The sequence below is a fragment of the Pseudomonas sp. RL_5y_Pfl2_69 genome, assembly GCF_963970465.1.
Taxonomy (GTDB): domain Bacteria; phylum Pseudomonadota; class Gammaproteobacteria; order Pseudomonadales; family Pseudomonadaceae; genus Aquipseudomonas.
The window spans coordinates 226,036-250,265 of record NZ_CAXAOU010000001.1 but is presented as its reverse complement, the minus strand read 5'-3'; the positions used below and the strand labels follow the sequence as shown (position 1 = coordinate 250,265).

Below are 24,230 nucleotides of genomic sequence, written 5' to 3'. Positions count from 1 at the left end.
GACTGTTGCGTTGGCTATCGAGACTCGTCGTCCATTACGAGGCATTGGTACTGTTAAGAATGACCAGTTTTTTCAAGGGGAACGCTAACGCCTGTGTTTCAACGCTACCCGAGAATGCGACTTTGAAAATCACCGTGAACGTGCTGCCGTCAGCCAGTTGCATCAGGTAGCTGGCGGGGGGGACTTTGCGCAAAAACTGTTGGTTCATCTCGGTTTGATTGACCGGTGCCTGTACCCAGTAGGTGATGTTGTGTGCCGATCCATCCGCCTTTTGACCTTCCAGGCGCAGCCAGACCTTCTGGCCGAGCGCCATAAATGGCCAGGCCCGGATATCAATATTCACGCCATTGGGTGCACTGGTTACATCCAGTGTGCCGTTGCTCTCTTTTTCCACCGACATCAGGCTGGCCAGTTGCGTCTCGGGGAACGTCGCAATGTTCAGATCAAGGCCCCCCGAATTGAGCACCTCGCTTGTGCGTGTCACGGTATAGGTCACTTCCACCGTTTTGCCGATGTTTGCAGCCACTGCTGTTTTTGGAATATCAAACAGCACTCGACCTGTCGCACTGCCTTGTTTTGCTGCCAGCGAAGGTGAGCCTGCACCGGCGACACCACTCCAGCTCACCGTAATGCTGTCTGTGGCCAGCATGCCCGGGTATTCAACCCGCACCGTTGCGCCTTCAAGGGCTTGCATCGGATCAAGCCGGTTGCCGCGCGCCTGCAATACGCTGGCGACTCTCGGGTGTTCCAGTGCCTCTTGATACAGGTCGTTCTCATCCTCGGCGATGGTGTACCAGTTCATATACGTCTGGCGGCGCCAATAGCCACTGGCGGTAATGGTTTTGGTGGGGCGCCCCAGGGGGTCATAGAACTGCTGGTCGCTGTAGCCGAACTGGCGGAACGACTCATCGTTGATGTAACGGTATTGGTTCGCGAAATAAGGCCGGTAGATGCGAACGGCCAACCCTTTGTTGTTGTATTCCACGCGCTCACTGACGCACCAGCGCTCGGTGGCCTGCACTTGAACCGGTTCACCGCCCAGGGTTATCAGGTTGCCCTTGTCGTCGACGGCGTAGGCCAGGCCCGGTTCGACTTTCTGTTTGCTTTGCAAGGCACGGCCAAAACCATCCGAGGCGCTCAGCGACATCCTCACCTGTTTATCGGGATCCCCCGGATAGCGGTCAGCTTGCAGAACGGCGCTGTGTGCCGGTTCGCGAGGCAGGGCCAGCAAGGTTGAACAGGTCAGGGCCGGAATCTGGCTTACAGGGTACTCACCCTTGGCCAGACGTTTGCGCGCGCTGGCGCGCAAATGTCCGGTGGGCATCAGCACCCCCAGTTCCACGCCATTGGGTAGCAGGGCCGGCGGGGCTTGGCCCATCCAGCTGCTGCTTTCGTAGAAGAGTGCGGTTGCCAGATCGCCCATGACCGAGCTGTCGGCAATGGCTTGGGCGGCACTTGCCGGCACCCAGGAATGACTGGTCATGTTGCCAAAGCCGACATTTTTAACGGCTTGGGTGCCTTCGTCCCATTCGGTGCCCCAGAAGGTAGTCAGCACCACACGGCCCATCCCGTCGTAGCGGGCCTGGCTGACATTCTGGTTGGGGTCGCGAATCCATTTGACCTGCAACGTGCTGTAGTCATGGACTGCATCGGTCACGCCGTCGTCAGGTGCCGTGAATGTGACAGGCAATAGCCAGAGGCTGTCATAGCTGACCTTCGATGGCTTGACCCATGCGACCGCTTTTTGCTCAAGCACCGTGTTGAAATGCTCGACCCCGGCAAAGGTTGTGTATCCCGTGCGCGCTGCCCAAAGGCTGGTGGACGTGTCAACGGTATTGCTGGTTGGCCGCCACAGTCCGACATCGACATAGCCCGCTGATTCGAGTCGGGCTTTCACCTCGCCAGGGGTGCTGCCCAGCAGGTTTTTGTCTGCGCCCTGATCATCTTTCACGACGTAGGCTTGCAGGGCAGCGGCATCCAGCTGGCCCTGTTCGCTGTATTCAGGCAGCGCATCGAAGTTCACCGTGCCGTCCGTGCAGCCCTGGTATTGCACGCGGCTCTGGCCCGCCAGCATGCGCTGGCCGTTGACCGGGTCTTTGCCCAATGGCGATTGCGGGCCAAGAAAGGCTTCGTAACCGATGACGTCGACCGACGGATCGTCAGCGGGCACAACATAGGCGCTCGCCTGGCTGCGGTAGGGCAGGCCCAATCGCAGGTAATCGGTCTGGTGGATATGCAAGACCCGTTCACGCATCTCGCTCAGGTAGAAGCACAGTTGGGCGTCATCCCTGGCATCCATCCACCAGCGCCGCAAATGGGCGTGCTCTTCATCGTCGGGATAGGGCGGTTGTGCGCTGGCACGGCGGGCGTAAGCAACGCTGACGCCGTGGCTGACACTGCCATAGTCATCAATGGCCAGGGTGATTTGGTGCTGGCAAAGCGGGTCATCGGCCAGGCGCTCGTATTGCAGGCTGCGTTGCTCGATGACAAACCCCAGCATGACGCTGTAAGGCGCAACGTCGGAGCGCGCTTGCAGCAGGCGAACGCCAAACCGGCTTTGCGTGACGCTGTAAGGCACGGCGTTGCCATCGACGCCCAGGGTTTCGGCGCGCAACACCGAGCCGCTCAAGGTGCGGGCCGCGTCGCGCAGTGTCGGGGCATCCCAGTCAGTGTGCGTTTGCTCGGTGCCATCAATGTGTTGGGTACACAGGGTGTTGCCCAGCGGCGCCAGTTGGATATCACCGGCCCAGGCATCAGGCACGTCCATATGCAGGGTTTTGCCGGTGTGGAACCAGGTCTTGCTTTGTACAGGTGAGCTGTAGCCCTCGGTATCGCTGGTGTCAGCCTCGGTGTCGGTTTGCAGCAGCAGTCCAAACCCGCGAAATTCCCGTTCCACGCTATCGTAATAGCCGTGCCGATAGCTAAAGAACTGGGACAAATGATTGCCGGTAATCTGGTCGAACTGGCGCTGCTCGCTGACCAGATGCATCGCGAAGGGCAATTCGGATACGGCCTGGGACGGATCTGGCAGCAGGGCTTTCTCGTCCAGCCATTCCTGCGCCGATGAGCGATACACCACCTCGCCCCCGGCGCCCATGTTGTTGTCCGAGGCACACAGCAAATACGGTTTGTTGCCAGCGACAAAGTCACAGCGCCAATGCTCGGGTCGCAGCTGGGTGTTGTGGGTACTGCTGGTCACTACCAGGCTGGAGCAGCCCAGCCCTTGCAGGTCGGCCACGCTGACTCGGGTCAAGGACTCGTACTTCAGCCCTTCAGGCAAAGGGATCGTGACAGGGGCGGCGAACCCGTGCCCGCTGAGGTTCATGAAAACCTGCACCGAATCACTTTGCAGGTACAGGATATCGACCGCGCCGGAACCATCCAGGTCGGCGAGGCGGATATGGGCAGGGTTGAACTCGCCCGTAAAGTCCAGCTTGCCAAAGTTGACCGGTTCGCCAAACCGGCCGCGCCCCAGGTTCGGGAAGCAGCGCACGGACTGGGCGGTGATATGGATCAAATGCTGCTGCCCGGAGCCCAGCATGTCACTGAACGCCATCAGTTCGCAGCGTTGGTCACTGACCGCGGGCAAAGGCGTCTCAGTGCTTGAGCGGCTGACGTCGACGGGGTTGTCGAAGCCCTTGTCTTTCAAATTCACATACAAGCGCACGCTGCGGGTTCCGATCATTGCCAGGTCCGACAGGCCGTTACCCATCAGGCTGGCCAGCTGTGCCTGTGGGTGGAAAAACTCGGTGGGGAAGGCCGCGTAGGGCGTGAAGTGGCGCCATTGCTGGTCGGTATCCAGGGTGAAAAACCCCGCCAAGGACGGTTGGGCCACCAGCCAGTCGAGCTTGCCGTCACCATTGATGTCCGTGAGCACCTGCAGCGTTGGCGAGTTGTTGTTGGCGACCGGAATCTGTTTGAGCAGCTCCTGGGCCGCGTAACTCACCGCGTTTTTATTCGGGCCGGGCATCGGATGACGGATGGGGCGACGGTAGTACCAGGCGTTTTGCAGGCGATAGAGGATCCCGGCCAATCCGTCGCCAAACAGATCCACCAACTGGTAGTTATCGGCATCGATGCCAGGGCTCTGGGGGGGCGTCTGCTCGGTAAAAAACGGTGAGAACGTTGCGGACTCCGGGGTGAACGTGAAGGGGGTGTAGTCGAACTCTTGCGGCGGGTTGAATTGCGCTTCTTGCCCGACATAGCCAATGACGTGGGCCGCGGTCAGCAAGGACACGGCCGGTTCCTGGCGGTATTCCAGTTGCAGGCGCTGTACCAGCGTGGGCTGGCCCTGGAGCAGGATGGGGCCGCTATTGTCCGGGCCATCGGCGCACCAATGGAACATCAGCACCTGGTGGCACAGTCGCAGCGTGCGCTCCTCGAACCCGTAGCGGTAATTGCTGACCGGATCGGCCCGCAGCGGCCACTGCGTACCCGGGGTTTGGGGATACAGGGGCTTGACCGTCAGTCGGGCATCACTTTCGCCATAGTCGAAGACCAGATCAAACAGCCAGGTGGGCACCACCGGCTTTTGCAGCAAGAAGGGCACCCGATCCCCTGTCAGGTTGCCGTATCGCACCCGTTGCAGGTAACGATGGGTGCTGCTGTCGCGGCCTAGCCAGGTATCGGCTACTGGATCGGTCAGTGGGTTGAGCGATACATCGTTCTCAGAGATGTATTCGTACAGCACGTGCTCGCCATTGGCGGCGACCGACTCTTCAATCAGCCACTCGGCCACCCAGGTCGAGGCGCCCCGCAGGTGTTGCAGGCGGGCGTTGTGACTGTGGCCGTACACATGGACGCTGCCGTCCGCGAGCTGGATCAACCAGAACGAGTCGGTTGTGCCGACATAGTGTTCGAACGTGCTGAAGTCGCCTTCTACCCGTGGACGGTAAGCGGTCACTTGATAGTTTTCAGGCAGCTGCCGGTCGCGAAACAGTGAAGTGTCTCGGGTGATGATCTGGCCGCTGGCATCCCGTTGCGCCAATAACACATCGCCACTGGAGGAGAGGTAAACCGGCTCGGCCAAATGGCCATTGGAATCGGGCTCGAACTGAGGTGTTTGCAGACTGGTTTGCCGGCTGATCGAGGGGCGGTTGATGGACCAGCCCTGACCAAACTCGGTGCGCCCACCGCCACTGCTGTAGCTCAGGTTCAGTGCGGGGGCATAACCGCGACCTGAAGTAATGGGCAGCGGGATTGCCAATGAAGCGGCACCGGTAAAGCCTACGGCTCCCCAGCCCTTGCCAATGCTTTGAATGGCGCCGCCGCCTTTAGGCAGTGAGGGTGCAGCAATACTGAGCGGTTCTTGGGCCATGATCATGAGCTCCTGCCACGGGGACTTTTCAGATAGATCGATCTGAAGGTGTAGGGGCAGGAGGAGCAGGCGCAGCAACGTCTGAACCCCGTTTCAAAAAATGACCCCGAGGTGTTCACGTTATGACTGTTTTCGACAGCTGTAACCTGTCATATCTGACAGTTAAACGCCTTTAGGACTACAGCCTTTAAGGCGTTAAAGGCGTGATTGCCTTAGAAAACAGGAGCGGGAAAGAAGAAGGGGGGAAGAGCAGGGCGCTGCCGCTTGTCGGGCATTACATCATGTCCGTAGCAGCTGCCGAAGGAACGAGGCTGCGTCCGAGTGCGCAGCGCTCGCAAACCCGTTTATCGCCATCTATCTGAATGACCGGGTTACATGACTTTACGACTGCTGCGCAGCCGGACGCAGCCTCGTTCCTTCGGCAGCTGCTACGGGTAAGGGTGGTGGTGCGAGGCTATCAGTTGAACTCGTCGCCTACCGGGTAGCGGCTGGCATTGAGGCTTTCCTTGATTTTGCGCAGGTGCGGCTGGAAGTCCACGCCCCGGCGCAGGGTCATGCCGGTGGCAAGTACATCGAGTACGGTGAGCTGGATGATGCGCGAGGTCATCGGCATATAGATGTCGGTGTCTTCGGGCAGCGGAATGTTCAGGCTCAGGGTACTGGCCTTGGCCAGTGGCGAGTTTTCTGCCGTCAGACCCAGCACTGAAGCGCCGTTGGCCCGCGCAATGCGCGCCACTTCCACCAGCTCGCGGGTGCGTCCGGTGTAGGAAATAATCACGAACAGCTCACCGGTATGGGCCACGGACGCGATCATGCGTTGCATCAATACGTCGGCATGGGCGGTGACCGCCAGGTTGAAACGAAAGAACTTGTGTTGTGCATCCAGCGCCACCGGCGCAGACGCACCCAGGCCAAAAAAGTGGATTTGCCGGGCCTGGATCAGCAAGTCGACGGCGCGGCTGATAAGGTTCGGGTCCAATGCCTGGCAAGCGCTGTCCAGTGAGGCAATGGCGCTGCCGAAAATCTTTTGGGTGTAGGCTTCGGGATTGTCGTCGGCTTCGACCGCGCGGCTGACATACGCTGCGCCACTGGCCAGGCTTTGTGCCAGTTGCAGCTTCAGTTCAGGGTAGCCGCTGACGCCAAATGAACGGCAGAAACGGTTAACCGTCGGCTCGCTGACCGAAGCCGCCTGAGCCAGTGCTGCGATGCTGAATCGGGTTGCCTGCTGCGGGTTCTGCAAAATGATTTCAGCCACTTTGCGCTCGGCCTTGTTCAGGTCTTCGAGGCGGCCCTTGATCTGTTCGAGTAAATTTCGCACGCGGTCCATTTATGATCCTTGGGTCAGCGATGCAAGAACCGCTCTAAAGCGGTTCTGGAAGGTGGCCTATCCTACTGGTGGCCTGTGATGACCACTAGCAGGAATCTGTATTTTGAGAAAATGTTGTGTTTATTACTACATTTTTCCTTGAGTGATGCCTTGAAAAAAGGTATTTGTAGCTTAACTTGATAAAAGAACAAACATCATGCCTTCGATTACGGTTGAACCGTGCACCTTTGCCTTGTTCGGCGCCCTTGGCGATTTGGCCTTGCGCAAGCTGTTTCCTGCTTTATACCAACTGGACCGCGCCGGTCTGCTCCATGCCGATACGCGCATTCTCGCCCTGGCCCGTGAGCCGGGCGAAGCCACTGCGCATCTGGCGCACATCGACAGCCAGTTGCGCCAGTATCTGGGCGAGAAGGAAATCGAAGTTGAGGCGCTGACCCGCTTCCTGGCTCGGTTGAGCTACCTGCATGTGGATTTTTTCAAGACTGAAGATTATGTGCCTCTGGCAGAACTTGCCGGAACAGAACAACGCCTGATTGCCTACTTCGCCACACCGGCTGCGGTTTACGGCGCCATTTGCGAGAACCTGTCGAAAGTCGGCCTGGCTGAAAATACCCGCGTGGTGCTGGAAAAGCCCATCGGCTCGGACCTCGAGTCGTCGCGCAAGGTAAACGACTCCGTGGCGCAGTTCTTCCCCGAGAACCGCACCTACCGCATCGACCACTACCTGGGCAAAGAAACGGTCCAGAACCTGATTGCTTTGCGCTTTGCCAACAGCCTGTTCGAAACCCAGTGGAACCAGCGCTACATCTCCCACGTTGAAATCACCGTGGCCGAGAAAGTGGGCATCGAAGGTCGTTGGGGTTATTTCGACAAGGCCGGCCAGCTGCGCGACATGATTCAAAACCACCTGCTGCAGTTGCTGTGCCTGATTGCGATGGACCCGCCAGCGGACCTGTCGGCTGACAGCATTCGCGACGAAAAGGTAAAAGTGCTCAAGGCCCTGGCCCCGATCAGCGCCGAAGGCCTGACCACCCAAGTGGTGCGCGGCCAGTACATCGCCGGTTACAGCGAAGGCCAGTCAGTGCCGGGTTATCTGGAGGAAGAAAACTCCAACACCCAGAGCGACACCGAAACCTTCGTTGCACTGCGTGCCGATATCCGTAACTGGCGTTGGGCGGGTGTGCCGTTCTACCTGCGTACCGGCAAGCGCATGCCACAAAAGCTGTCGCAGATCGTGATCCACTTCAAGGAACCGTCGCACTACATCTTCGCCCCGGAGCAGCGTTTGCAAATCGGCAACAAGCTGATCATTCGCCTGCAGCCGGACGAAGGTATTTCCTTGCGTGTGATGACCAAGGAACAGGGCCTGGACAAAGGCATGCAACTGCGCAGCGGTCCGTTGCAATTGAATTTTTCCGACACTTATCGCAGTGCGCGGATTCCGGATGCCTACGAGCGTCTGTTACTCGAAGTCATGCGTGGCAACCAGAACCTGTTTGTACGCAAAGATGAAATTGAAGCGGCATGGAAATGGTGCGACCAGTTGATCGCGGGCTGGAAAAAGTCCGGTGATGCGCCCAAGCCGTACGCGGCGGGTTCCTGGGGACCGATGAGTTCCATTGCATTGATTACGCGGGACGGGAGGTCTTGGTATGGCGATATCTGATTTGAAACTGCCTGAGGGTGTCCATGCGCACACCTTCAAGAACCCGGCGTCCATGGCCGAGGGGCTGGCAATAAGCGTTGCCGGGCAATTGAACCAGGCCATTGCCAGTCAGGGCGTTGCGACGCTGGTAGTGTCTGGTGGTCGCAGCCCGGTGGCGTTTTTCGAGAGCTTGATCAAACAACCGATCGACTGGTCGAAAGTGGTCGTCAGCCTTGCCGATGAACGCTGGGTGCCGGTTGAACATGCCGACAGCAACGCTGGCCTGCTCAAGAAGCATCTGCTGCGAGGCCCTGCTGCCAAGGCCCGTTTTGTCGGCTTGTACAACGCCGCTGCGACAGTGGAAAAGGCTGCACTGGAAGCGGATCAGGGCCTGGCCGAGTTGCCGCCGATTGATGTCCTGATTCTGGGCATGGGCGATGACGGGCATACCGCGTCGTTGTTCCCCAACAGCCCGAACCTGACTGAAGCCCTGCAACTGGACAACCCTCGTCGTTGCTGGGCGATGCTGGCGCCTACGGTGCCGCATCAGCGCCTGAGCATGAGCCGCAGCCTGCTGGCGAGCGCCAGGCACAAGGTGCTGTCGATTCAGGGACAGTCCAAATTGAACACCCTCAACGAAGCGCTGGGGAGCAACGATGTTGCCGCCTTGCCGATTCGTGCCTTTCTGCAACCTACGTTAGAGATTTACTGGTGCCCATGAGCCAAGGATCAGCTGCCATGACAACAACAATTGCGAACGTATCGATGGCGGATAAAGTCGCCCTGATCGACAGCCTCTGTGACCGTGCACGCATTCTGCCGGTGATTACCATTGCTCGCGAACAAGACATTCTGCCATTGGCAGATGCGCTGGCGGCAGGTGGCCTGACGGCCCTTGAGGTGACTCTGCGCTCGGCGTTCGGCCTCAAGGCCATCCGCATTTTGCGAGATCAGCGCCCTGAACTGGTGACGGGAGCGGGTACTGTGCTGGATCGGCACATGCTGGCGGCGGCTGAAGAAGCCGGTTCGCAATTTATTGTCACCCCGGGCATCACCCGTGACCTGCTCCAGGCCAGCGTTGCCAGCGACATCCCGCTGCTGCCGGGTATCAGCAATGCCTCCGGGATCATGGAAGGCTACGGGTTGGGCTACCGTCGTTTCAAACTGTTCCCGGCTGAAGTCAGTGGCGGTGTGGCCGCGATCAAGGCATTGGGCGGCCCGTTCGGTGAAGTGAAATTCTGCCCGACTGGCGGTGTCGGCCCGGCCAATATCCGCAGCTACATGGCGTTGAAAAACGTGATGTGCGTGGGTGGTAGCTGGATGCTGGACAGCGAGTGGATCAAAAACGGCGATTGGGCCCGTATCCAGGAATGCACCGCTGAGGCGCTTGCTCTGCTGGATTGATGTTTTAGTACGAATAGTTGTGTGTTCTACGGTTTTTGGTGCGCTTGGTCGGCGCACCTTTTTTTTGCCTGAAAAACACATGGTCGGTGGTGTGGGAGAGGACTTGCTCGCGATGATATCGCTGCGCTCTATTTGAAAAGCCGCTTCGTCAGCATCGCGAGCAAGCCCGCTTCCACAGGATCGACTAATTGCCCTGAGACAGCTCGCGCAACGCGTTGACCAGCTGATTGATGTCATCCAGGGTGGTAGTGAACCCAACGGTTATCCGGATGCAGCTGCCACACGCCGAGCCATTGCGCGCGACGGTGAACAGGTTGTAGTCCTTGAGCAGGCGCTCAACCATCGGCTGCTGATCCTGCACATGGGTAAAGCGCAGCGAGGTAATCGCGCAGCGCAGTCGCGGATCATCCTCGATCAGCACTTCAATCCCCGGCATTTTTCGCGCTTCACTGACCCACAGGTCGCGCAGGTAGTTCAGTCGTGCCCCTTTGGCCTGCGTGCCTCCCATGTCCTGGTGCTCCTGCAACACTTTGGGCAGGGTCAGCCAGGCCGGTATGTTTGGCGTGCCATAGGGTGAGCGGTTGCGAATATCCGGCTCGGGGTAATGCTGGTTGCCCATGTCGGGGTCAATATCGGCCAGGCGCTGGGGGTCGATGTACATGAAGCCCAGGGTCAGCGGTCCGCCGATCCATTTGTGCAGGTTGTACCCCGCAAAGGCGACGCCCAGAGCCTGCAGGTCGAACTCGATCTGGCCCAGGGCGTGGGCGCCGTCAAGGATCACGTCCACACCATGAGATGTGGCCGCCGCGACAATGTCCTGCACGGGTAATACAAGCCCGGTGCGGTGGGTTACGTGGGTGAGCGCCATCAGTTTGATCCGTGGGTGACGCTCAAAGGCTTCGCGATAACTGGCCACCAGACTTTCATGGGTGGCGGGGTGCTTGTGGGATATTTCAATGACCTCAAGCCCGCGCTGCTGTGCGACCCAGCGCATCGCATATTCGACGCTGTGGTACTCCAGGTCGCAGATCAGTAACTGATCGCCGGGCTGCAGGCGGTTGTAGTTGCGAATCAGCGATTGCAGGGCATCGGACGCGCGCGAAGTCAACGCGACGCCGGACGGGTCAACGCCCAGCAGGTCAGCGAGCTGGTCGCGGATCTCAACGCTCTGAGTCTCATCGAAGTGCTGGCGCACCGGTAGCGAGTTGTTGCGGTTAATAAAGTCGACAGTGCGCTGATAGTCCTGCGCCACGTCGCGAGTCATGCGCCCGAAGTAGCCGTTCTCCAGATTGATCGGGCCGGGAGCTACGTCGTAGCGCTCGGCGATGGCGTGCCAGAAGTTTTCGTCGCGGGCGTTATCTTCAATCCTTGGCATGGGCAACTCTATTAGTGGCGGGGCTTGGGTTTCGAGTGTTTGGCGCGTAATGGGTCGAGCAGGTCCGACAGGCCGTTGTGATCGATCTCTTGCATCAGGGCCAGCAAGCCGCCCAGTTCACCGTGGGGGAAGCCCTGGCGGGCAAACCAGTTCAGGTACTGGCCGGGCAGGTCGGCGATGATTCGGCCCTTGTATTTGCCGAAGGGCATCTCGCGAGTGATCAGGAGTTCGAGTTTTTCGGGGTTCATGCAAAGGCCTTCAGGTGCGTAACGCTATGGAATGAAAATACAGGCAATTTGCATGAAGGCCAATTGACAGATCATGCATATAAACCGGATACAGTTTTTTTGTGTTTTTGTAAGTTATTGATATTCAAGCATTTTATTTAATTCAAAAACTGGCACGAGCCCTGCAATCTCTATTGCACGATCCTCAACCTTGTAAGGAATTGAACAATGACTGACCTCAATAAAGAAGCCATTAGCGTCCTGAACGATTTGATCGAAACCAGCAAAGACGGTCAGGAAGGGTTTAAAACCTGCGCCGAAGACATCAAGCACCCAGAGCTCAAGGCGCTGTTTGCCAAGCGCTCAGCCGAATGTGCAGCCGCTGCTGCCGAGTTGCAGGCTCAGGTACGCGCCCTGGGCGGTGATCCTGAAACCAGCACCAGCGTGGCCGGTGATTTGCACCGCCGTTGGGTAGACGTGAAATCCGTGTTTACAGGCAAAGATGAAGAAGCGGTGCTCAACGAAGCCGAGCGCGGCGAAGATCATGCCTTGAAAGCCTACAAGGAAGCGCTGGAAAAAATCAGCAAGCACAACCTGGTAGGTATTCGTGATCTGGTAGAGCGTCAGTTGCATGGCGTGCAACGCAATCACGATCAGGTCAAGGCCTTGCGTAATGAGGCACGTGCCCGGGCTTGATTAGCCCGGGGCGGGTAGATCCAGTTTAGATCTACAGCGGGAGCGGGCTTGCTCGCGACAGCAACAACCCGGTATGAGACATGTACCGGGTTGTTGTCGTCGCAAGCAAGCCCGCTTGCGCATGCATTGGGTTTTAGCCAATGCTGATTGCCGGCAGCACCGGCAAGGTCACGGTTTGTTGTTTGCGTGGCGCAATGATTTCAGCCTCGCCATCAACGACAATTTCATCGCGCTGATTGAAGACACGGGTCGCAATGCGCACGCGAAATTTTGGCAGCTTTTCCAGAATTTCCAGACGCACGGTGAGGGTGTCACCGATTTTTACCGGTTTCTGAAAGCTCATTTGCTGGCCGACATAGATAGTGCCAGGGCCCGGAAGTTCGCAGGCCACGGCAGCACTGATCAGTGCGCCACTGAACATGCCATGGGCAATGCGCTCTTTGAACATGGTCGCAGCCGCGAACTCAGGATCGAGGTGCACAGGGTTGTGGTCGCCGGACATGGCCGCAAAAAGCTGAATGTCGCGCTCTCCGACGGTCTTGCTGTAGCTGGCAGTCTGGCCGACTTCGAGGGCTTCGTACGGGGTGTTGGTAACCTGGGTCATCTAGCGCATGTCCTGTGACGAGTGTTCGGTTTTAAGATATTGATTTTAAAGTACTTTATAGCGAAATTGTGGTTGCTCATTCGCTGCGCGGCGGGCGGGTATGGCTCAATGCCTGATTGAGCCAGTCGATCACATCCGCCATCACTGCGTCGCGATTGGTTTCGTTGAAGAGTTCGTGCCGCGCTTGCGGATACAGATTCAGCTGCAACTGACGATTGCCGGCATCTCGCAAAGCCTTGGCCAGATCAGTGAGACGCTTGCCTTCACTCACCGGATCACATTCACCGCCCATTATCAGTAAAGGCAGGCCTGGATCGATCTGAGCGAGATTGGACGCTTTGCTGATTTGCTGCAACCCGCCAAGCAAATCGATCCATAGCTGGTTGGTGCACCGAAACCCGCACAGAGGGTCGCTGGCATAGGCATCGACCTGCGCCGGATCACGGCTAAGCCAGTCATAAGGTGTGCGATTGGGCTTGAAGGCTTTATTGAATGAGCCGAAGGACAGCCACTCGATCAACGCACTTCGACCTTTTGGTCCCTGGCGCAAACGCTCGAAGCGGGCGATCAGGCTGGCTGCACGATAGAGCGCCACCGGCTGGAAATTTGAGGCGCTGAGAATGGCGCCTTGCAGGCTGGCACTGTGATGCATCAAGTACGCCTGGGCGATGTAGCTGCCCATGCTGTGGCCCAGCAGGAAAATCGGCACCCCGGGGTGAGTCTGGCCGATGTGTTGAGCAAGGCTGGCCACATCGCTGACGACTGCGCACCAGCCATCGTTGTCGGCAAAATACCCCAGAGTCCCCTGTTCGGCCGTTTTGCCGTGTCCGCGCTGGTCATGGGCATACAGTCCAAAACCGGCATCATTCAGGGTTTTGCCCAGAAGGGCATAACGACCACTGTGTTCGGCCATGCCATGAGCCAGCAGGACTATGGCCTTGGGCGTGCCAGCAGGCAGCCACTGGTTAACGAAAAGACTACTTCGGTCATTCGCATCCAGCCAAAAAGTCTCAGGGGTCATGGCAGTTCCTTCATTTGTTGTCGTAGCAGTGTATAGCGCATTTGCAGGGCGGCCACTTATCAAGGAGTCGTGTTGTAATAAGATTCAAGATGTTAATGGCGAAGATCGCTGTATTTGCCTACAACTTGATAACTGTTAACGTCCGCAAGTTCCGCTTTTCACGAAGTGAAAGTTGCGGCAAGACACGCTCAGGTACGAGGATAAAAATAATGCAACCTGATTTCTGGAATGACAAACGTCCCGCCGGGGTACCGCTGGATATCGACATGACGACCTACAAATCGGTCGTTGACGTGTTTGAGCGCTCCTGCAAGAAATTCGCGGACCGCCCGGCCTTCAGCAATCTGGGCGTGACCATCAGCTATGCCGAACTGGAGCGCTACAGTGCTGCCTTTGCCGGTTACCTGCAGGAACACACCGATCTCAAGCCCGGCGATCGTATCGCCGTGCAAATGCCCAATACCCTGCAGTACCCGATTGCCGTATTTGGTGCGATGCGTGCGGGGCTGGTGGTGGTCAACACCAACCCGCTCTACACCTCGCGCGAAATGCACCATCAGTTCAAGAGCGCCGGAATTCGTGCGCTGGTGTACTTGAACATGTTTGGCAAGCGCGTGCAGGAAGTGCTGCAAGACATCGAAATCGACTACCTGATCGAAGCCAGAATGGGCGACATGATGCCGGCCGTAAAAGGCTGGGTCACAAATCTGGTGGTCGACAAGGTTAAAAAGCTGGTGCCGGCCTATCAGTTACCCCAGGCGATCCCCTTCAAAAATGTTTTGCGCCGTGGCGCGGGTCAGGTTATCCGCCCGCTGACGACATCCCTGGATGACACCGCGGTGCTGCAATACACCGGCGGCACCACCGGCTTGCCCAAGGGCGCGATGCTGACCCATGGCAATCTGATCGCCAACATGCTGCAACTGCGTGCCTGCCTGTCCCAGCATGGCGCGGATGGTCAGCCGACGCTCAAGGACGGCCGCGAGATCATGATCGGCCCATTGCCGCTCTACCATATCTATGCTTTCACCGCCAATTGCATGGGGATGATGGTCACGGGCAACCATAACGTCCTGATCACCAATCCGCGCGACATCAAAGGGTTTATCAAGGAGCTCAAAAACTGGAAATTCACCGGTTTCCTTGGCCTTAACACCTTGTTTGTTGCGCTCATGGATCACCCTGACTTCAAGACCGTGGATTTCTCCGGGCTCAAAATCACCAACTCGGGCGGCACGGCGCTGGTCAAGGCCACGGCAGAGCGTTGGGAAAAACTCACGGGGTGCCGGATTGTTGAAGGTTACGGCCTCACTGAAACCTCCCCGGTGGCCAGTGCCAACCCTTGCGGTTCACTGGCAAGGCTGGGGACGGTGGGCATGCCGGTTCCCGGTACGGCCATGAAGGTGATCAGCGACGAAGGTGTCGACCTGGGCCTGGGCGAGAGAGGCGAGCTGTGCGTCAAAGGCCCTCAAGTGATGAAAGGCTACTGGCAAAACCCCGAGGCCACGGCCGAAGTACTGGATGCCGAGGGCTGGTTCAGGACCGGTGATATCGCAGTGATTGATCCGGATGGTTTTGTCCGTATTGTCGATCGCAAAAAAGACCTGATCATCGTCTCCGGTTTCAATGTGTACCCCAACGAAATTGAAGACATCGTGATGGCCCATCCAAAAGTGGCCAATTGCGCGGTCATTGGCGTACCGGACGATCGCACCGGGGAGGCGGTCAAATTGTTTGTCGTGCCTCGTGCAGGCGGAGTGACCGTTGAAGAACTCAAGGCTTACTGCAAGGACAACTTCACCGGTTACAAGGTGCCCAAGCAAATCGTGTTGCGCGATTCCTTGCCCATGACCCCGGTGGGTAAAATCCTGCGTCGCGAGTTACGAGATATCGCCTGATTCGTTCAGCCTGGCGACAGATGCCCGCTTGCCTTGAGGCAGTGGGCGTTTTTTTCAGCCATGAAAATGACCAACCGTTATCGATAGCCCCAAATGAATGATCTGTGAGGCCCGATATAGAGGGGTTTTGTCGTTAATAGAGTTTTTGCACTAATGATGACTTTGGATTGTCCTACAGTCAGGTTGGTGACTCTAAACCCTATTTTTGGCTCTAGGCGGCCTTTGGCAAAGCTGCTACTCTCGGCGCGCTTTGTGACTTCTAGGTAAGTAAAAGCCAGATCTGTCCATTATAAAAATCAAACAAATAAGAACCGCACCCGATGCGGTGAAGAATTCGCGACGCTGAGGAGTGGGCTTCCATGATTGAAGGCTTTTGGAAGGATAAGTACCCAGCTGGGATTGCTGCTGAAATCAATCCCGATGAATATCCAAATATTCAGACGGTACTGCGAGAGTCTTGCCAGCGTTTCGCTGATAAACCGGCGTTCAGTAACCTCGGCAAAACCATCACCTACGGTGAGCTTTACGAGCAGTCCGGCGCATTTGCTGCCTGGTTGCAGCAGCACACCGACCTGCAACCCGGCGATCGCATCGCCGTGCAGTTGCCCAACCTGTTGCAATACCCGATCGCTGTGTTCGGAGCCATCCGCGCCGGCTTGATCGTGGTCAACACCAACCCGCTGTACACCGCGCGGGAAATGGAGCACCAATTCAAGGACTCCGGCGCCAAAGCGCTGGTATGCCTGGCGAACATGGCGCACCTGGCCGAGAAGGTCGTACCGCAGACCTCGGTCAAGTATGTGATTGTCACCGAAGTGGCTGACATGCTGGCGCCCTTCAAGCGTGTGCTGATCAACGCTGTCATCAAGTACGTGAAAAAGATGGTCCCGGCCTATTACTTGCCTCAGGCCATCAAGTTCAACGACGTGTTGAGCAAAGGCCGTGGCCAGCCGGTCAAGGAAGCGAACCCGGTAAGCAGTGAAGTTGCCGTGCTGCAATACACCGGTGGTACCACGGGTGTGGCCAAGGGCGCGATGCTGAGCCATCGCAACCTGATCGCCAACATGCTGCAGTGCAAGGCGTTGATGGGTTCCAACCTCAATGAGGGCAGTGAAATCCTGATTACGCCATTGCCGCTTTATCACATCTACGCATTTACCTTTCACTGCATGGCAATGATGTTGCTCGGCAACCACAACGTGCTGATCAGCAACCCCCGTGATTTGCCTGCGATGGTCAAGGAACTGTCCAAGTGGAAGTTCAGCGGTTTTGTCGGTCTTAACACCCTGTTTGTTGCGCTGTGCAATAACGAGGCGTTCCGCAAGCTGGACTTTTCGGCCCTCAAGATGACGTTGTCGGGCGGCATGGCCTTGCAACTGTCGGTAGCTGAACGCTGGAAAACCGTGACGGGCAGTCCGATCTGCGAAGGTTATGGCATGACCGAAACCAGCCCTGTGGCTTCGGTGAACCCGATCCAGAACATTCAGGTAGGCACTATCGGCATTCCGATGCCTTCGACCCTGTGCAAAGTGATCAATGATGCCGGCGAAGAACTGCCGTTGGGCGAAATTGGCGAGCTGTGCATCAAGGGCCCGCAGGTCATGAAGGGTTACTGGCAGCGTCCCGACGCGACTGCCGAGATCATGGACAGCGACGGCTGGTTGAAGTCCGGTGATATTGCGGTCATTCAGCCTGATGGCTACATGCGTATCGTCGACCGCAAGAAAGACATGATCCTGGTGTCGGGTTTCAATGTTTACCCGAACGAACTGGAAGATGTGATGGCTTCCTTGCCTGGCGTATTGCAGTCAGCGGCAATCGGCATTCCGGATGAAAAGACCGGTGAATTGATCAAGGTGTTTATCGTGGTCAAGCCGGGCATGACGCTGACCAAGGATCAGGTCATGGCGCACATGCGTGCCAATCTGACTGCCTATAAGGCACCGAAATTCGTCGAGTTCCGCGACAGTTTGCCGACTACCAACGTAGGCAAGATTCTGCGCCGTGAACTGCGAGACGAAGAACTGAAGAAACTGGGCCTCAAGAAGTAACGGGCCTGGATACGAAAAAGCCCCGCATTGCGGGGCTTTTTTGTTTTGAACGCAACGCTTGTAGTCGCTGCCGAAGGCTGCGATGCAGGTGTGTGGCGTTCAAAAAACGGGCTGCTACGCAACCCTTCGCAGCCTTCGGCAGCGACTACAACACAAACTGTGCGAAGTTGACGCCGGTACCTGTCGGACGCACGTCCTGCAAGTAGGAGTCTTTGTCCGCGCTCAGCTCAAGGCTCATGGTCGGCGTACGTTTGTGCGTTGCGCGAACGACCATGCCTTCGCGTTTTTCACGCAGGAATGCAGTGGTCACCTTCAGGTGGAGCAGTTCGTCGGTGCTTGGGGTGTGCAGCAACAGGTGCACCCATTCGTATTGACCGACGGCCAGGCGGGCCAGCGGAATATCGAACCACCAGATGTTCTTGTTGGTGTTCAGTGCGGCGAAATGGCAGTTGTTGACGCCGAGTACCGCGCCGCCGAGTTCCTGGTTTCTGCGGGCAATAGCCAGCTTTTTATCGAGTTTCATAAACTTCCTACAATTGCGGATCTTCAGCGCCATAGCCTGAATACGTCGCGTATTCTCGGGGGTTAGCGAGCAAACATAAAGCCCAACCTGCTCTGATCGACGAAATGATCGGCAGAATTAAATGAAACTCGCTGCCGGGCCGGGGGGTCAACCTTGGAGTGGGCTTTTCACAGGTTTGGCGATCAAGTGCTTTCAAAGTCGCCAATTGGACTACTTTTAGGTACAACCCTTCGCTTGGAGGCGTGTGATCTCAATAACTCAGCGGCGAAAGGAGACGCTATGTTTTTTCCAGGCTTGAACGGCCTGCCTTTGGGCAAAGTCTTGATCAGAACGGTCAAGGAATTTATCGACGATGAGATGTCGACCTATGCCTCGGCGTTGGCCTATCAAATGCTGTTTTCGTTATTTCCATTCATTCTGTTTCTGATTGCATTGATCGGCTTTTTGCATCTTCCCGATTTCTTTACCTGGCTGCGCCTGCAGTCCGAACTGGTGCTGCCACCGCAAGCGCTGGAACAGGTCAATCCGGTGATCGATCAATTACAGCAATCCAAGGGCGGATTGCTGTCGGTGGGTATCGTGATTGCGCTGTGGACAGCTTCCGCAGGCGTGCGGCTGATGATGAGTGCAATGAATGCCGCTTATGACGTGGTAGAAGGGCGTCCCATCTGGAAGCGTTTTCCGCTGTCGATTTTTTACACCATCGGCATTGCCGGCATGCTGCTGGTTGCTGCGGCACTGATGGTGCTCGGGCCACAGGTGATGAGCTGGCTCGCGGGGCAGGTAGGCCTTGAAGACTTTGTGGTGACGTTGTGGACCATCCTGCGCTGGCCGGTGATCATCCTGCTGCTGATGGTGGCCGTGGCGTTGATGTATTACGTGATGCCCGACGTGGAGCAGAAGTTTCGCTTCATTACGCCGGGCTCGGTGCTGGCAGTGGTGGTATGGATCATCGCGTCATTGGGTTTTGCCTTTTATGTCAAAACCTTCGCGGACTACAACGCCATGTATGGCAGTATCGGCGCAATCATCGTGTTGTTGCTGTACTTCTACATTTCGTCCGCAGTGCTGTTGTTGGGCGCTGAAATGAATGCTGTGATTGAACACATGTCGGCTGAAGGCAAGAATCCGGGTGAGAAGACGTTCGATGAGTCTGACGACCCTGATCCAAAGAAGCATGTCTCCGGCCTTGGGCGCGACCACTCCCTTAAACCCACTTCTGATGAATACTGACCATGATTCGTGAAATCTTGAAAATGGGCGATGAGCGTCTATTGCGTGTCGCAGAGCCAGTGCCGGATGAAATGTTCGACACGCCAGAACTCTGGCAATTGATCGACGACATGCTGCAGACCATGGAGCACGCAGGAGGCGTGGGCCTGGCGGCTCCGCAAATCGGGGTTGACCTGCAATTGGTCATCTTTGGATTCGAGCACAGCGAGCGTTACCCGGATGCTGAAGCCGTGCCTCAGACCATCCTGATCAATCCGTTGATCACGCCTCTGAGCCCGGCCCTTGAAGAAGACTGGGAGGGGTGCCTGTCAGTGCCCGGTCTGCGTGGGGTCGTCGAGCGTTTTCACAAGATCCGTTACGAAGGCTTCACGCCCAAGGGTGAGCCGATCGTGCGGGTGGCCGAAGGTTTTCATGCGCGGGTGGTACAGCATGAGTGTGATCACCTGATAGGTCGCCTTTATCCGTCACGGATCAAGGATTTCAGCAAGTTCGGTTTTATCGAGGTGCTGTTTCCTGATCTGGAGCCGGGTACCCAGGAGTAGTTGATCCCAGCGCTATCATCGCCTTGTTGCGTTGATAGCGAACCAGCCGCTCGTGCAGGGCGTGGGGCAATTCCACGTCCAGGCTGAACCCCAGCTTTTCATAGAACCCTTGCAGCTCGGGATCGCAGAACAACCAGACCGGTCCTTCGCAGGCTTTCACCGCATGCCTCACCAACTCCCCTGCAACGCCTTGGCCGCGCAGTGCTGGCGCGACAAACAACCCGGTCAGCCAGTGGCCGTGAGCCATTGGCCGCAGACACAATCCGGCGACAATGTCCTCTTGGCGAGCGACCCATAATTGTGCGTCCTTGACCGCTTTCATCGACGATTGATGGGCACGGTAAAACTTGTTCATTAACGGCCATAAAGGTGCGTCAAGCGGGGCGTAAACAATCGCAGTCATAAGTCCACAGGCTTTAGGGAAGGGCTCGCAGTATAAACAAACAACGGAGTGGTTTTGTGCCGTTGTCGGTTTTTACTGGAAAGGGTTATTCGAAATTAAAACGCAAGAGTATTCATTCTTTTTTGAATAACGGGTTTTAATTAAAAGTTCGCAACGGATCAGTGTTATACCTGAGTTCACATCCTTGAACACTGGAGCGCACGACATGGCTAAAGGCATGGATTCAAAGAAGGCGGCGAAGAAAAAGCCGGCCAAAACAGCCGATGAAAAACGCGCTGATAAAAAATCCAAGAAATCCGATACTGGATTGTTTGGGCATTAAGTGATTTGCCGGGGGCTCAGTTCTTGGGCTCCTGCCAGTTTTAAACTGCACATCCTCCATTTGGCTATTTTTTAAAGCGTGAGCGCTCCGTCGCAGCTTGATGGCTATGTGCTTGCACGTATCATTTGCCTAGCTATGCTCCACCGTTACGGGGCGTAGGCGATAAACGCTTAAACCCTCGAAGTGCGTACAGCTCTAACGTTAAAAGTTTAAAGCGCAGTCTTGAAACTTTTGAATTATCAATAGACAGCACCTCCAGGGATTGAGCCATGTTTAATTTGCATAACAAAGCCGACCTGCTTGAGAACAAACGTCTAAACGGCTCATTGAATGACACGTTAGCCAAGGTGCAGGCCATCAGTCGGTCCATGGCCATTATTGAATTCACTCCGGATGGCACCATTCTTGATGCCAACGAGAACTTTTGCAGGGTAATGGGCTATTGCGCTGACGACATCCGGGGTAAGCATCACCGGATTTTTTGCGAGGATAGTTACCAGAGGTCCAGCGACTACAGTCATTTCTGGAATGATCTGGCCCGTGGAGAACCGTTGAACGGTACCTTTTCACGGCTCGACAAGGCCGGGCGCGAGGTGTGGCTTGAAGCCAGTTACATGCCTATTGTCGGCGCAGACCAGCACGTCACCCGCGTGATCAAGGTGGCTTCGGATATCACCGCCCGAATCAACAAAGAGCACGAAAACCAGAGCATTGTGAACGCCTTGAGCCGCTCGATGGCAATGATCGAGTTTTCTCCTGATGGCCGGGTGATCAATGCCAATCAGAACTTTCTCAATACCATGCATTACTCGCTGAGTGAAATCGTCGGCCAGCACCACGGCATGTTCTGTCGGCCCCATGAGGCCGAATCATCGGGTTACAAAGCGTTTTGGGCTTCGCTCAATCGTGGCGAGTATCACTCCAGGCGTTTTGAACGGGTCGACAAACATGGGCACACGGTTTATCTCGAAGCCTCCTACAACCCGATTTTTGATGCCAAGGGCCGTTTGTACAAGGTGGTGAAGTTTGCCAGTGATATCACAGCTCAAGTCACCAATCTGCAAACTGCAGCCGAATCGGCTCACAGCACGTCGGTGCAAAACGACGCCTGTGCGCAGAAAGGCTCACAGGTGGTTCAGCAGACTGTGCAAATCATTGAAGCCATCTCCAAAGACCTCAACGAGGCGGCGCAAAGCATTGATGCGGTGAGCAAGCAGTCGGACAGCATCGGGAAGATTGTGCAGACCATTCGCGGGATTGCCGATCAAACCAATTTGCTGGCGCTCAATGCCGCAATTGAAGCGGCGAGGGCAGGGGAGCATGGGCGCGGATTTGCCGTGGTGGCGGATGAGGTGAGAAGTCTGGCGGCGCGTACCAGTGCGGCCACCCTGGAGATTGTCGAAGTGGTCCGCAGAAACCATGACCTCTCGCTGAGTGCAGTGACCAGTATGCAGTCAAGTTTGAGTCGAACCGGCCTGGGGGTCGAACTGGCGAATGAAGCCGGGGAGGCGATTCTGGAGATCCAGCAAGGCTCCAGGCATGTGGTCGATGCCATCAGCCAGTTCAACTCAACGTTGCAACTGCATTAAAGGCCGCAACACATTCTCGACTGGGTGAGCAAAACCCGGTAGCAGTTGACGAGTCGTGCGAGGCTACGTCCGAGTGCGTAGCGCTCGTAAACCATTCAGTCCGGGTATTTCAGTGACATCGCGTACACCGGGTTTACGACTGCTGCGCAGCCGGACGCAGCCTCGTTCCTTCGGCAGCTGCTACGGGCCTTAGCTGCTCTCACGCACCATCAGTTCAAAACCCATGTCTTGCACTGGATTGGCCACTTTGTTGCCGGCCATCAGTGTGAGCATCTGCTCGGCCGCACGACGGCCGATGGCTTCTCGGGGGGTACGAATACTGCTTAAGCGCGGCACCATGAATTCCGAGGACGGCAGGTCGTTAAAACCTAATATGGCGATTTGCTCCGGGATTTTAATGCCGGTGCGTGCGGCTTCCAGCAGTGCGCCCTGGGCAAGGTCATCGTTGCCAAAAAAGATCGCATCTACCTGCGGATGGCTTGCCAGCAACTGCAGGAACAGTTCGCCACCAAGGCCAACAGAGGACGGGCGCGGCGTCAGCAGTTCAAGCTCCGGGTTGTACAAACCCGCCTGCTGCAAGGCGCGGCGAAAACCTTCGCCACGCAACAGCGTGCGCTGATCAAGTTGGGCGCCTATATAGGCCAGGCGCTTGCGGCCACGGGAGATCAGGTGCCGGGCAGCGGTTTCACCGGCCTTCAATTGGGAGAATCCTACGCAGTTCAGGCCCTCGGCGGCATCCAGCTCCATCATGTACACGCAGGGTACATTGCTGCTTTCAATCATCCGTCGTGAGCTTTCGGAACGGTCAAATCCGGTCAGCAGGAGGCCGCGCGGCTGATAGGCCATATAGTTGCGCAGCAGGTTCTCTTCTTCATCACGGGAGTAGTGAAAGTTGCCGATCAGCACCTCAAAACCGCGAGGACGCAATACGTCATGTATGGCTTCGAGGGTGTCGATAAACAGCAGGTTGGACAAGGACGGAACCAGCACCACGACCGAGTGGCTCTGTGCTGAAGCCAGTGCCCGGGCGGCGGGGTTGACCACGTAGTTCAGCTCATCGGCGGCAATTCGCACCTTTTCGGCAAGGTCCGTGGCGACGCTGCTGATACCGCGCAAGGCACGGGAGGCCGTGATGGGGCTGACCCCGGCCAGGCGGGCAACTTCGTTAAGGGTGGGGCGACCCGTGGTTCGGGTGTTTTTATCGTTTTTAGAGGTGGTCATCGGGGCGGCTTGCCAAACAAAAAACAAGTCACTAAGGTAGCGCTGTCCTGACGTGCCCGCAATTGCCTGATTGTGTGTAAATCAGTTACCCCAGCTTTGTATGTCGAGAGCGTCACCGCGTCTCCCCATAAAAATGAGAAATAGACGTCGGTAGCCTAGGCTTTGTGCTTTGCTTTCTAGTATTGAACGCATGGACAAAGACAGCGCTGTCTACGGACTGAGGTGTTTCATGAGTCAACCTATCACTGCTCTGGTCATCATGGGCGTTGCCGGCTGCGGCAAGTCCAGCGTTAGCCAGGCACTGTGCCAGCTCAATGGCGCGACCCCGATTGAAGGCGATGCGTTTCACCCTGCGGCCAACATCGACAAAATGAGTGCCGGTATTCCCCTGACCGATGAAGATCGTGCCGGCTGGTTAGACAGCCTGTGCGATGAATTGCGTCGTGCGGTTGCCAGTGGCCAGCGTCCGGTCTTGACCTGCTCGGCGCTAAAACTGCGTTATCGCGAGCGTTTGCGTGATGCGGTTGACGGTCTGGGCTTTGTGTTTCTGGAGCTGACCCCCGAGGTTGCCGCTGCGCGAGTGGCCGATCGTCCGGGGCACTTCATGCCCAAGACCCTGATTGAAAGTCAGTTCGCTGCACTTGAGTCTCCGACCAATGAGTCATTGGTGCTGACCTTGAATGCAGCCGAGATGAACATTAAGCAATTAGCGAGCGCTGCCCGGGATTGGTGGTGCGAGCAGACGGTAATGGCAACCTCATGATGTTGTTTCAAAAAGATAGCGCTACCTGCCTCGGCTGTAGCGGCACCTACGTACTTGATAAGAACAAAA

Annotated in this window: 19 protein-coding genes and 1 pseudogene; 11 read left to right on the top strand and 9 right to left on the bottom strand. The window is 56.7% G+C overall.

The genetic code is table 11. The features are described from left to right. Positions 1 to 34: 34 nt before the first annotated feature. Both AACY07_RS01175 and AACY07_RS01170 read right to left on the bottom strand, forming a co-directional pair. The gene (locus AACY07_RS01175) at positions 35 to 5,317 is read right to left on the bottom strand and encodes a SpvB/TcaC N-terminal domain-containing protein (RefSeq protein ID WP_445261342.1); all 5,283 of its coding nucleotides are present in this window, start codon (positions 5,315 to 5,317) and stop codon (positions 35 to 37) included. A 457-nt stretch (positions 5,318 to 5,774) separates the two neighbouring features. Continuing rightward, entirely contained in the window at positions 5,775 to 6,635 is an 861-nt protein-coding gene (locus tag AACY07_RS01170) for a MurR/RpiR family transcriptional regulator (protein ID WP_173667433.1), read from the bottom strand. 205 nt (positions 6,636 to 6,840) lie between these two features. On the opposite strand from AACY07_RS01170, the gene zwf reads away from it, so the two are divergent. From zwf to AACY07_RS01155, 3 genes are read left to right on the top strand one after another with little or no spacing between them, the layout of a single operon-like run. Continuing rightward, on the top strand, positions 6,841 to 8,310 hold the full coding sequence (zwf, locus tag AACY07_RS01165) for a glucose-6-phosphate dehydrogenase (RefSeq protein ID WP_219262906.1): 1,470 nt from the start codon (positions 6,841 to 6,843) through the stop codon (positions 8,308 to 8,310). Beyond that, on the top strand, positions 8,297 to 9,010 hold the full coding sequence (gene pgl / locus AACY07_RS01160) for a 6-phosphogluconolactonase (RefSeq protein WP_133077278.1): 714 nt from the start codon (positions 8,297 to 8,299) through the stop codon (positions 9,008 to 9,010). Before zwf ends, pgl begins: the two co-directional genes overlap by 14 nt. Positions 9,011 to 9,027: 17 nt before the next feature. Continuing rightward, positions 9,028 to 9,693 (top strand): bifunctional 4-hydroxy-2-oxoglutarate aldolase/2-dehydro-3-deoxy-phosphogluconate aldolase, encoded by a 666-nt coding sequence (locus tag AACY07_RS01155; RefSeq protein WP_133077279.1) that lies wholly within the window; start codon positions 9,028 to 9,030, stop codon positions 9,691 to 9,693. A gap of 184 nt (positions 9,694 to 9,877) precedes the next feature. On the opposite strand, the gene AACY07_RS01150 is transcribed toward AACY07_RS01155, so the two are convergent. Next, entirely contained in the window at positions 9,878 to 11,068 is a 1,191-nt protein-coding gene (locus tag AACY07_RS01150) for an aminotransferase class V-fold PLP-dependent enzyme (protein ID WP_339473146.1), read from the bottom strand. An 11-nt stretch (positions 11,069 to 11,079) separates the two neighbouring features. After that, entirely contained in the window at positions 11,080 to 11,316 is a 237-nt protein-coding gene (locus tag AACY07_RS01145; RefSeq protein WP_019829144.1) for a DUF3820 family protein, read from the bottom strand. 207 nt (positions 11,317 to 11,523) lie between these two features. Here AACY07_RS01145 and AACY07_RS01140 point away from each other — a divergent pair, with 207 nt between their 5' ends. Then, a complete protein-coding gene (locus AACY07_RS01140) occupies positions 11,524 to 11,991 on the top strand; it encodes a PA2169 family four-helix-bundle protein (RefSeq protein ID WP_133077281.1) in 468 nt (155 codons plus the stop codon). Positions 11,992 to 12,124: 133 nt separating this feature from the next. On the opposite strand, the gene AACY07_RS01135 is transcribed toward AACY07_RS01140, so the two are convergent. Continuing rightward, positions 12,125 to 12,595 carry a MaoC family dehydratase gene (locus AACY07_RS01135; RefSeq protein ID WP_019829146.1) on the bottom strand — a complete coding sequence of 157 codons (471 nt, stop codon included), beginning with the start codon at positions 12,593 to 12,595 and terminating at the stop codon, positions 12,125 to 12,127. 76 nt (positions 12,596 to 12,671) lie between these two features. Next, positions 12,672 to 13,616 carry an alpha/beta hydrolase gene (locus AACY07_RS01130; protein WP_339473145.1) on the bottom strand — a complete coding sequence of 315 codons (945 nt, stop codon included), beginning with the start codon at positions 13,614 to 13,616 and terminating at the stop codon, positions 12,672 to 12,674. Positions 13,617 to 13,825: 209 nt separating this feature from the next. On the opposite strand from AACY07_RS01130, the gene fadD2 reads away from it, so the two are divergent. Beyond that, positions 13,826 to 15,514, top strand: a complete 1,689-nt coding sequence (gene fadD2, locus AACY07_RS01125) for a long-chain-fatty-acid--CoA ligase FadD2 (protein WP_339473144.1) — start codon at positions 13,826 to 13,828, stop codon at positions 15,512 to 15,514. A gap of 359 nt (positions 15,515 to 15,873) precedes the next feature. Further along, a complete protein-coding gene (gene fadD1 / locus AACY07_RS01120) occupies positions 15,874 to 17,565 on the top strand; it encodes a long-chain-fatty-acid--CoA ligase FadD1 (protein WP_133077284.1) in 1,692 nt (563 codons plus the stop codon). Between the two features lie 145 nt (positions 17,566 to 17,710). On the opposite strand, the gene AACY07_RS01115 is transcribed toward fadD1, so the two are convergent. Then, the gene (locus AACY07_RS01115) at positions 17,711 to 18,088 is read right to left on the bottom strand and encodes a hypothetical protein (protein ID WP_326397486.1); all 378 of its coding nucleotides are present in this window, start codon (positions 18,086 to 18,088) and stop codon (positions 17,711 to 17,713) included. A gap of 279 nt (positions 18,089 to 18,367) precedes the next feature. On the opposite strand from AACY07_RS01115, the gene AACY07_RS01110 reads away from it, so the two are divergent. Both AACY07_RS01110 and def read left to right on the top strand, forming a co-directional pair. Further along, positions 18,368 to 19,321 carry a YihY/virulence factor BrkB family protein gene (locus AACY07_RS01110; protein ID WP_133077286.1) on the top strand — a complete coding sequence of 318 codons (954 nt, stop codon included), beginning with the start codon at positions 18,368 to 18,370 and terminating at the stop codon, positions 19,319 to 19,321. Between the two features lie 2 nt (positions 19,322 to 19,323). Continuing rightward, on the top strand, positions 19,324 to 19,863 hold the full coding sequence (def, locus tag AACY07_RS01105) for a peptide deformylase (RefSeq protein ID WP_133077287.1): 540 nt from the start codon (positions 19,324 to 19,326) through the stop codon (positions 19,861 to 19,863). On the opposite strand, the gene AACY07_RS01100 is transcribed toward def, so the two are convergent. Continuing rightward, positions 19,817 to 20,266, bottom strand: a complete 450-nt coding sequence (locus AACY07_RS01100; RefSeq protein WP_326397487.1) for a GNAT family N-acetyltransferase — start codon at positions 20,264 to 20,266, stop codon at positions 19,817 to 19,819. The two genes, def and AACY07_RS01100, sit on opposite strands and share 47 nt — an antisense overlap. A 591-nt stretch (positions 20,267 to 20,857) precedes the next feature. Here AACY07_RS01100 and AACY07_RS24275 point away from each other — a divergent pair. Further along, positions 20,858 to 21,628, top strand: a pseudogene (locus AACY07_RS24275) (PAS domain-containing protein); the annotation flags it as partial. Beyond that, positions 21,605 to 22,177: a methyl-accepting chemotaxis protein gene (locus AACY07_RS24270; RefSeq protein WP_371928113.1), complete on the top strand. Its 573-nt coding sequence runs from the start codon at positions 21,605 to 21,607 to the stop codon at positions 22,175 to 22,177. The pseudogene AACY07_RS24275 and the gene AACY07_RS24270, both read left to right, overlap by 24 nt. A gap of 189 nt (positions 22,178 to 22,366) precedes the next feature. Here the strand turns inward: AACY07_RS24270 and AACY07_RS01090 are convergent, their stop codons facing one another. Beyond that, positions 22,367 to 23,398: a LacI family DNA-binding transcriptional regulator gene (locus tag AACY07_RS01090; RefSeq protein WP_133077290.1), complete on the bottom strand. Its 1,032-nt coding sequence runs from the start codon at positions 23,396 to 23,398 to the stop codon at positions 22,367 to 22,369. A gap of 229 nt (positions 23,399 to 23,627) precedes the next feature. Between AACY07_RS01090 and AACY07_RS01085 the strand changes: the two genes are divergently transcribed. Next, positions 23,628 to 24,161, top strand: coding sequence for a gluconokinase (locus AACY07_RS01085; protein ID WP_339473138.1), 534 nt, complete (start codon positions 23,628 to 23,630; stop codon positions 24,159 to 24,161). Positions 24,162 to 24,230 lie beyond the last annotated feature (69 nt).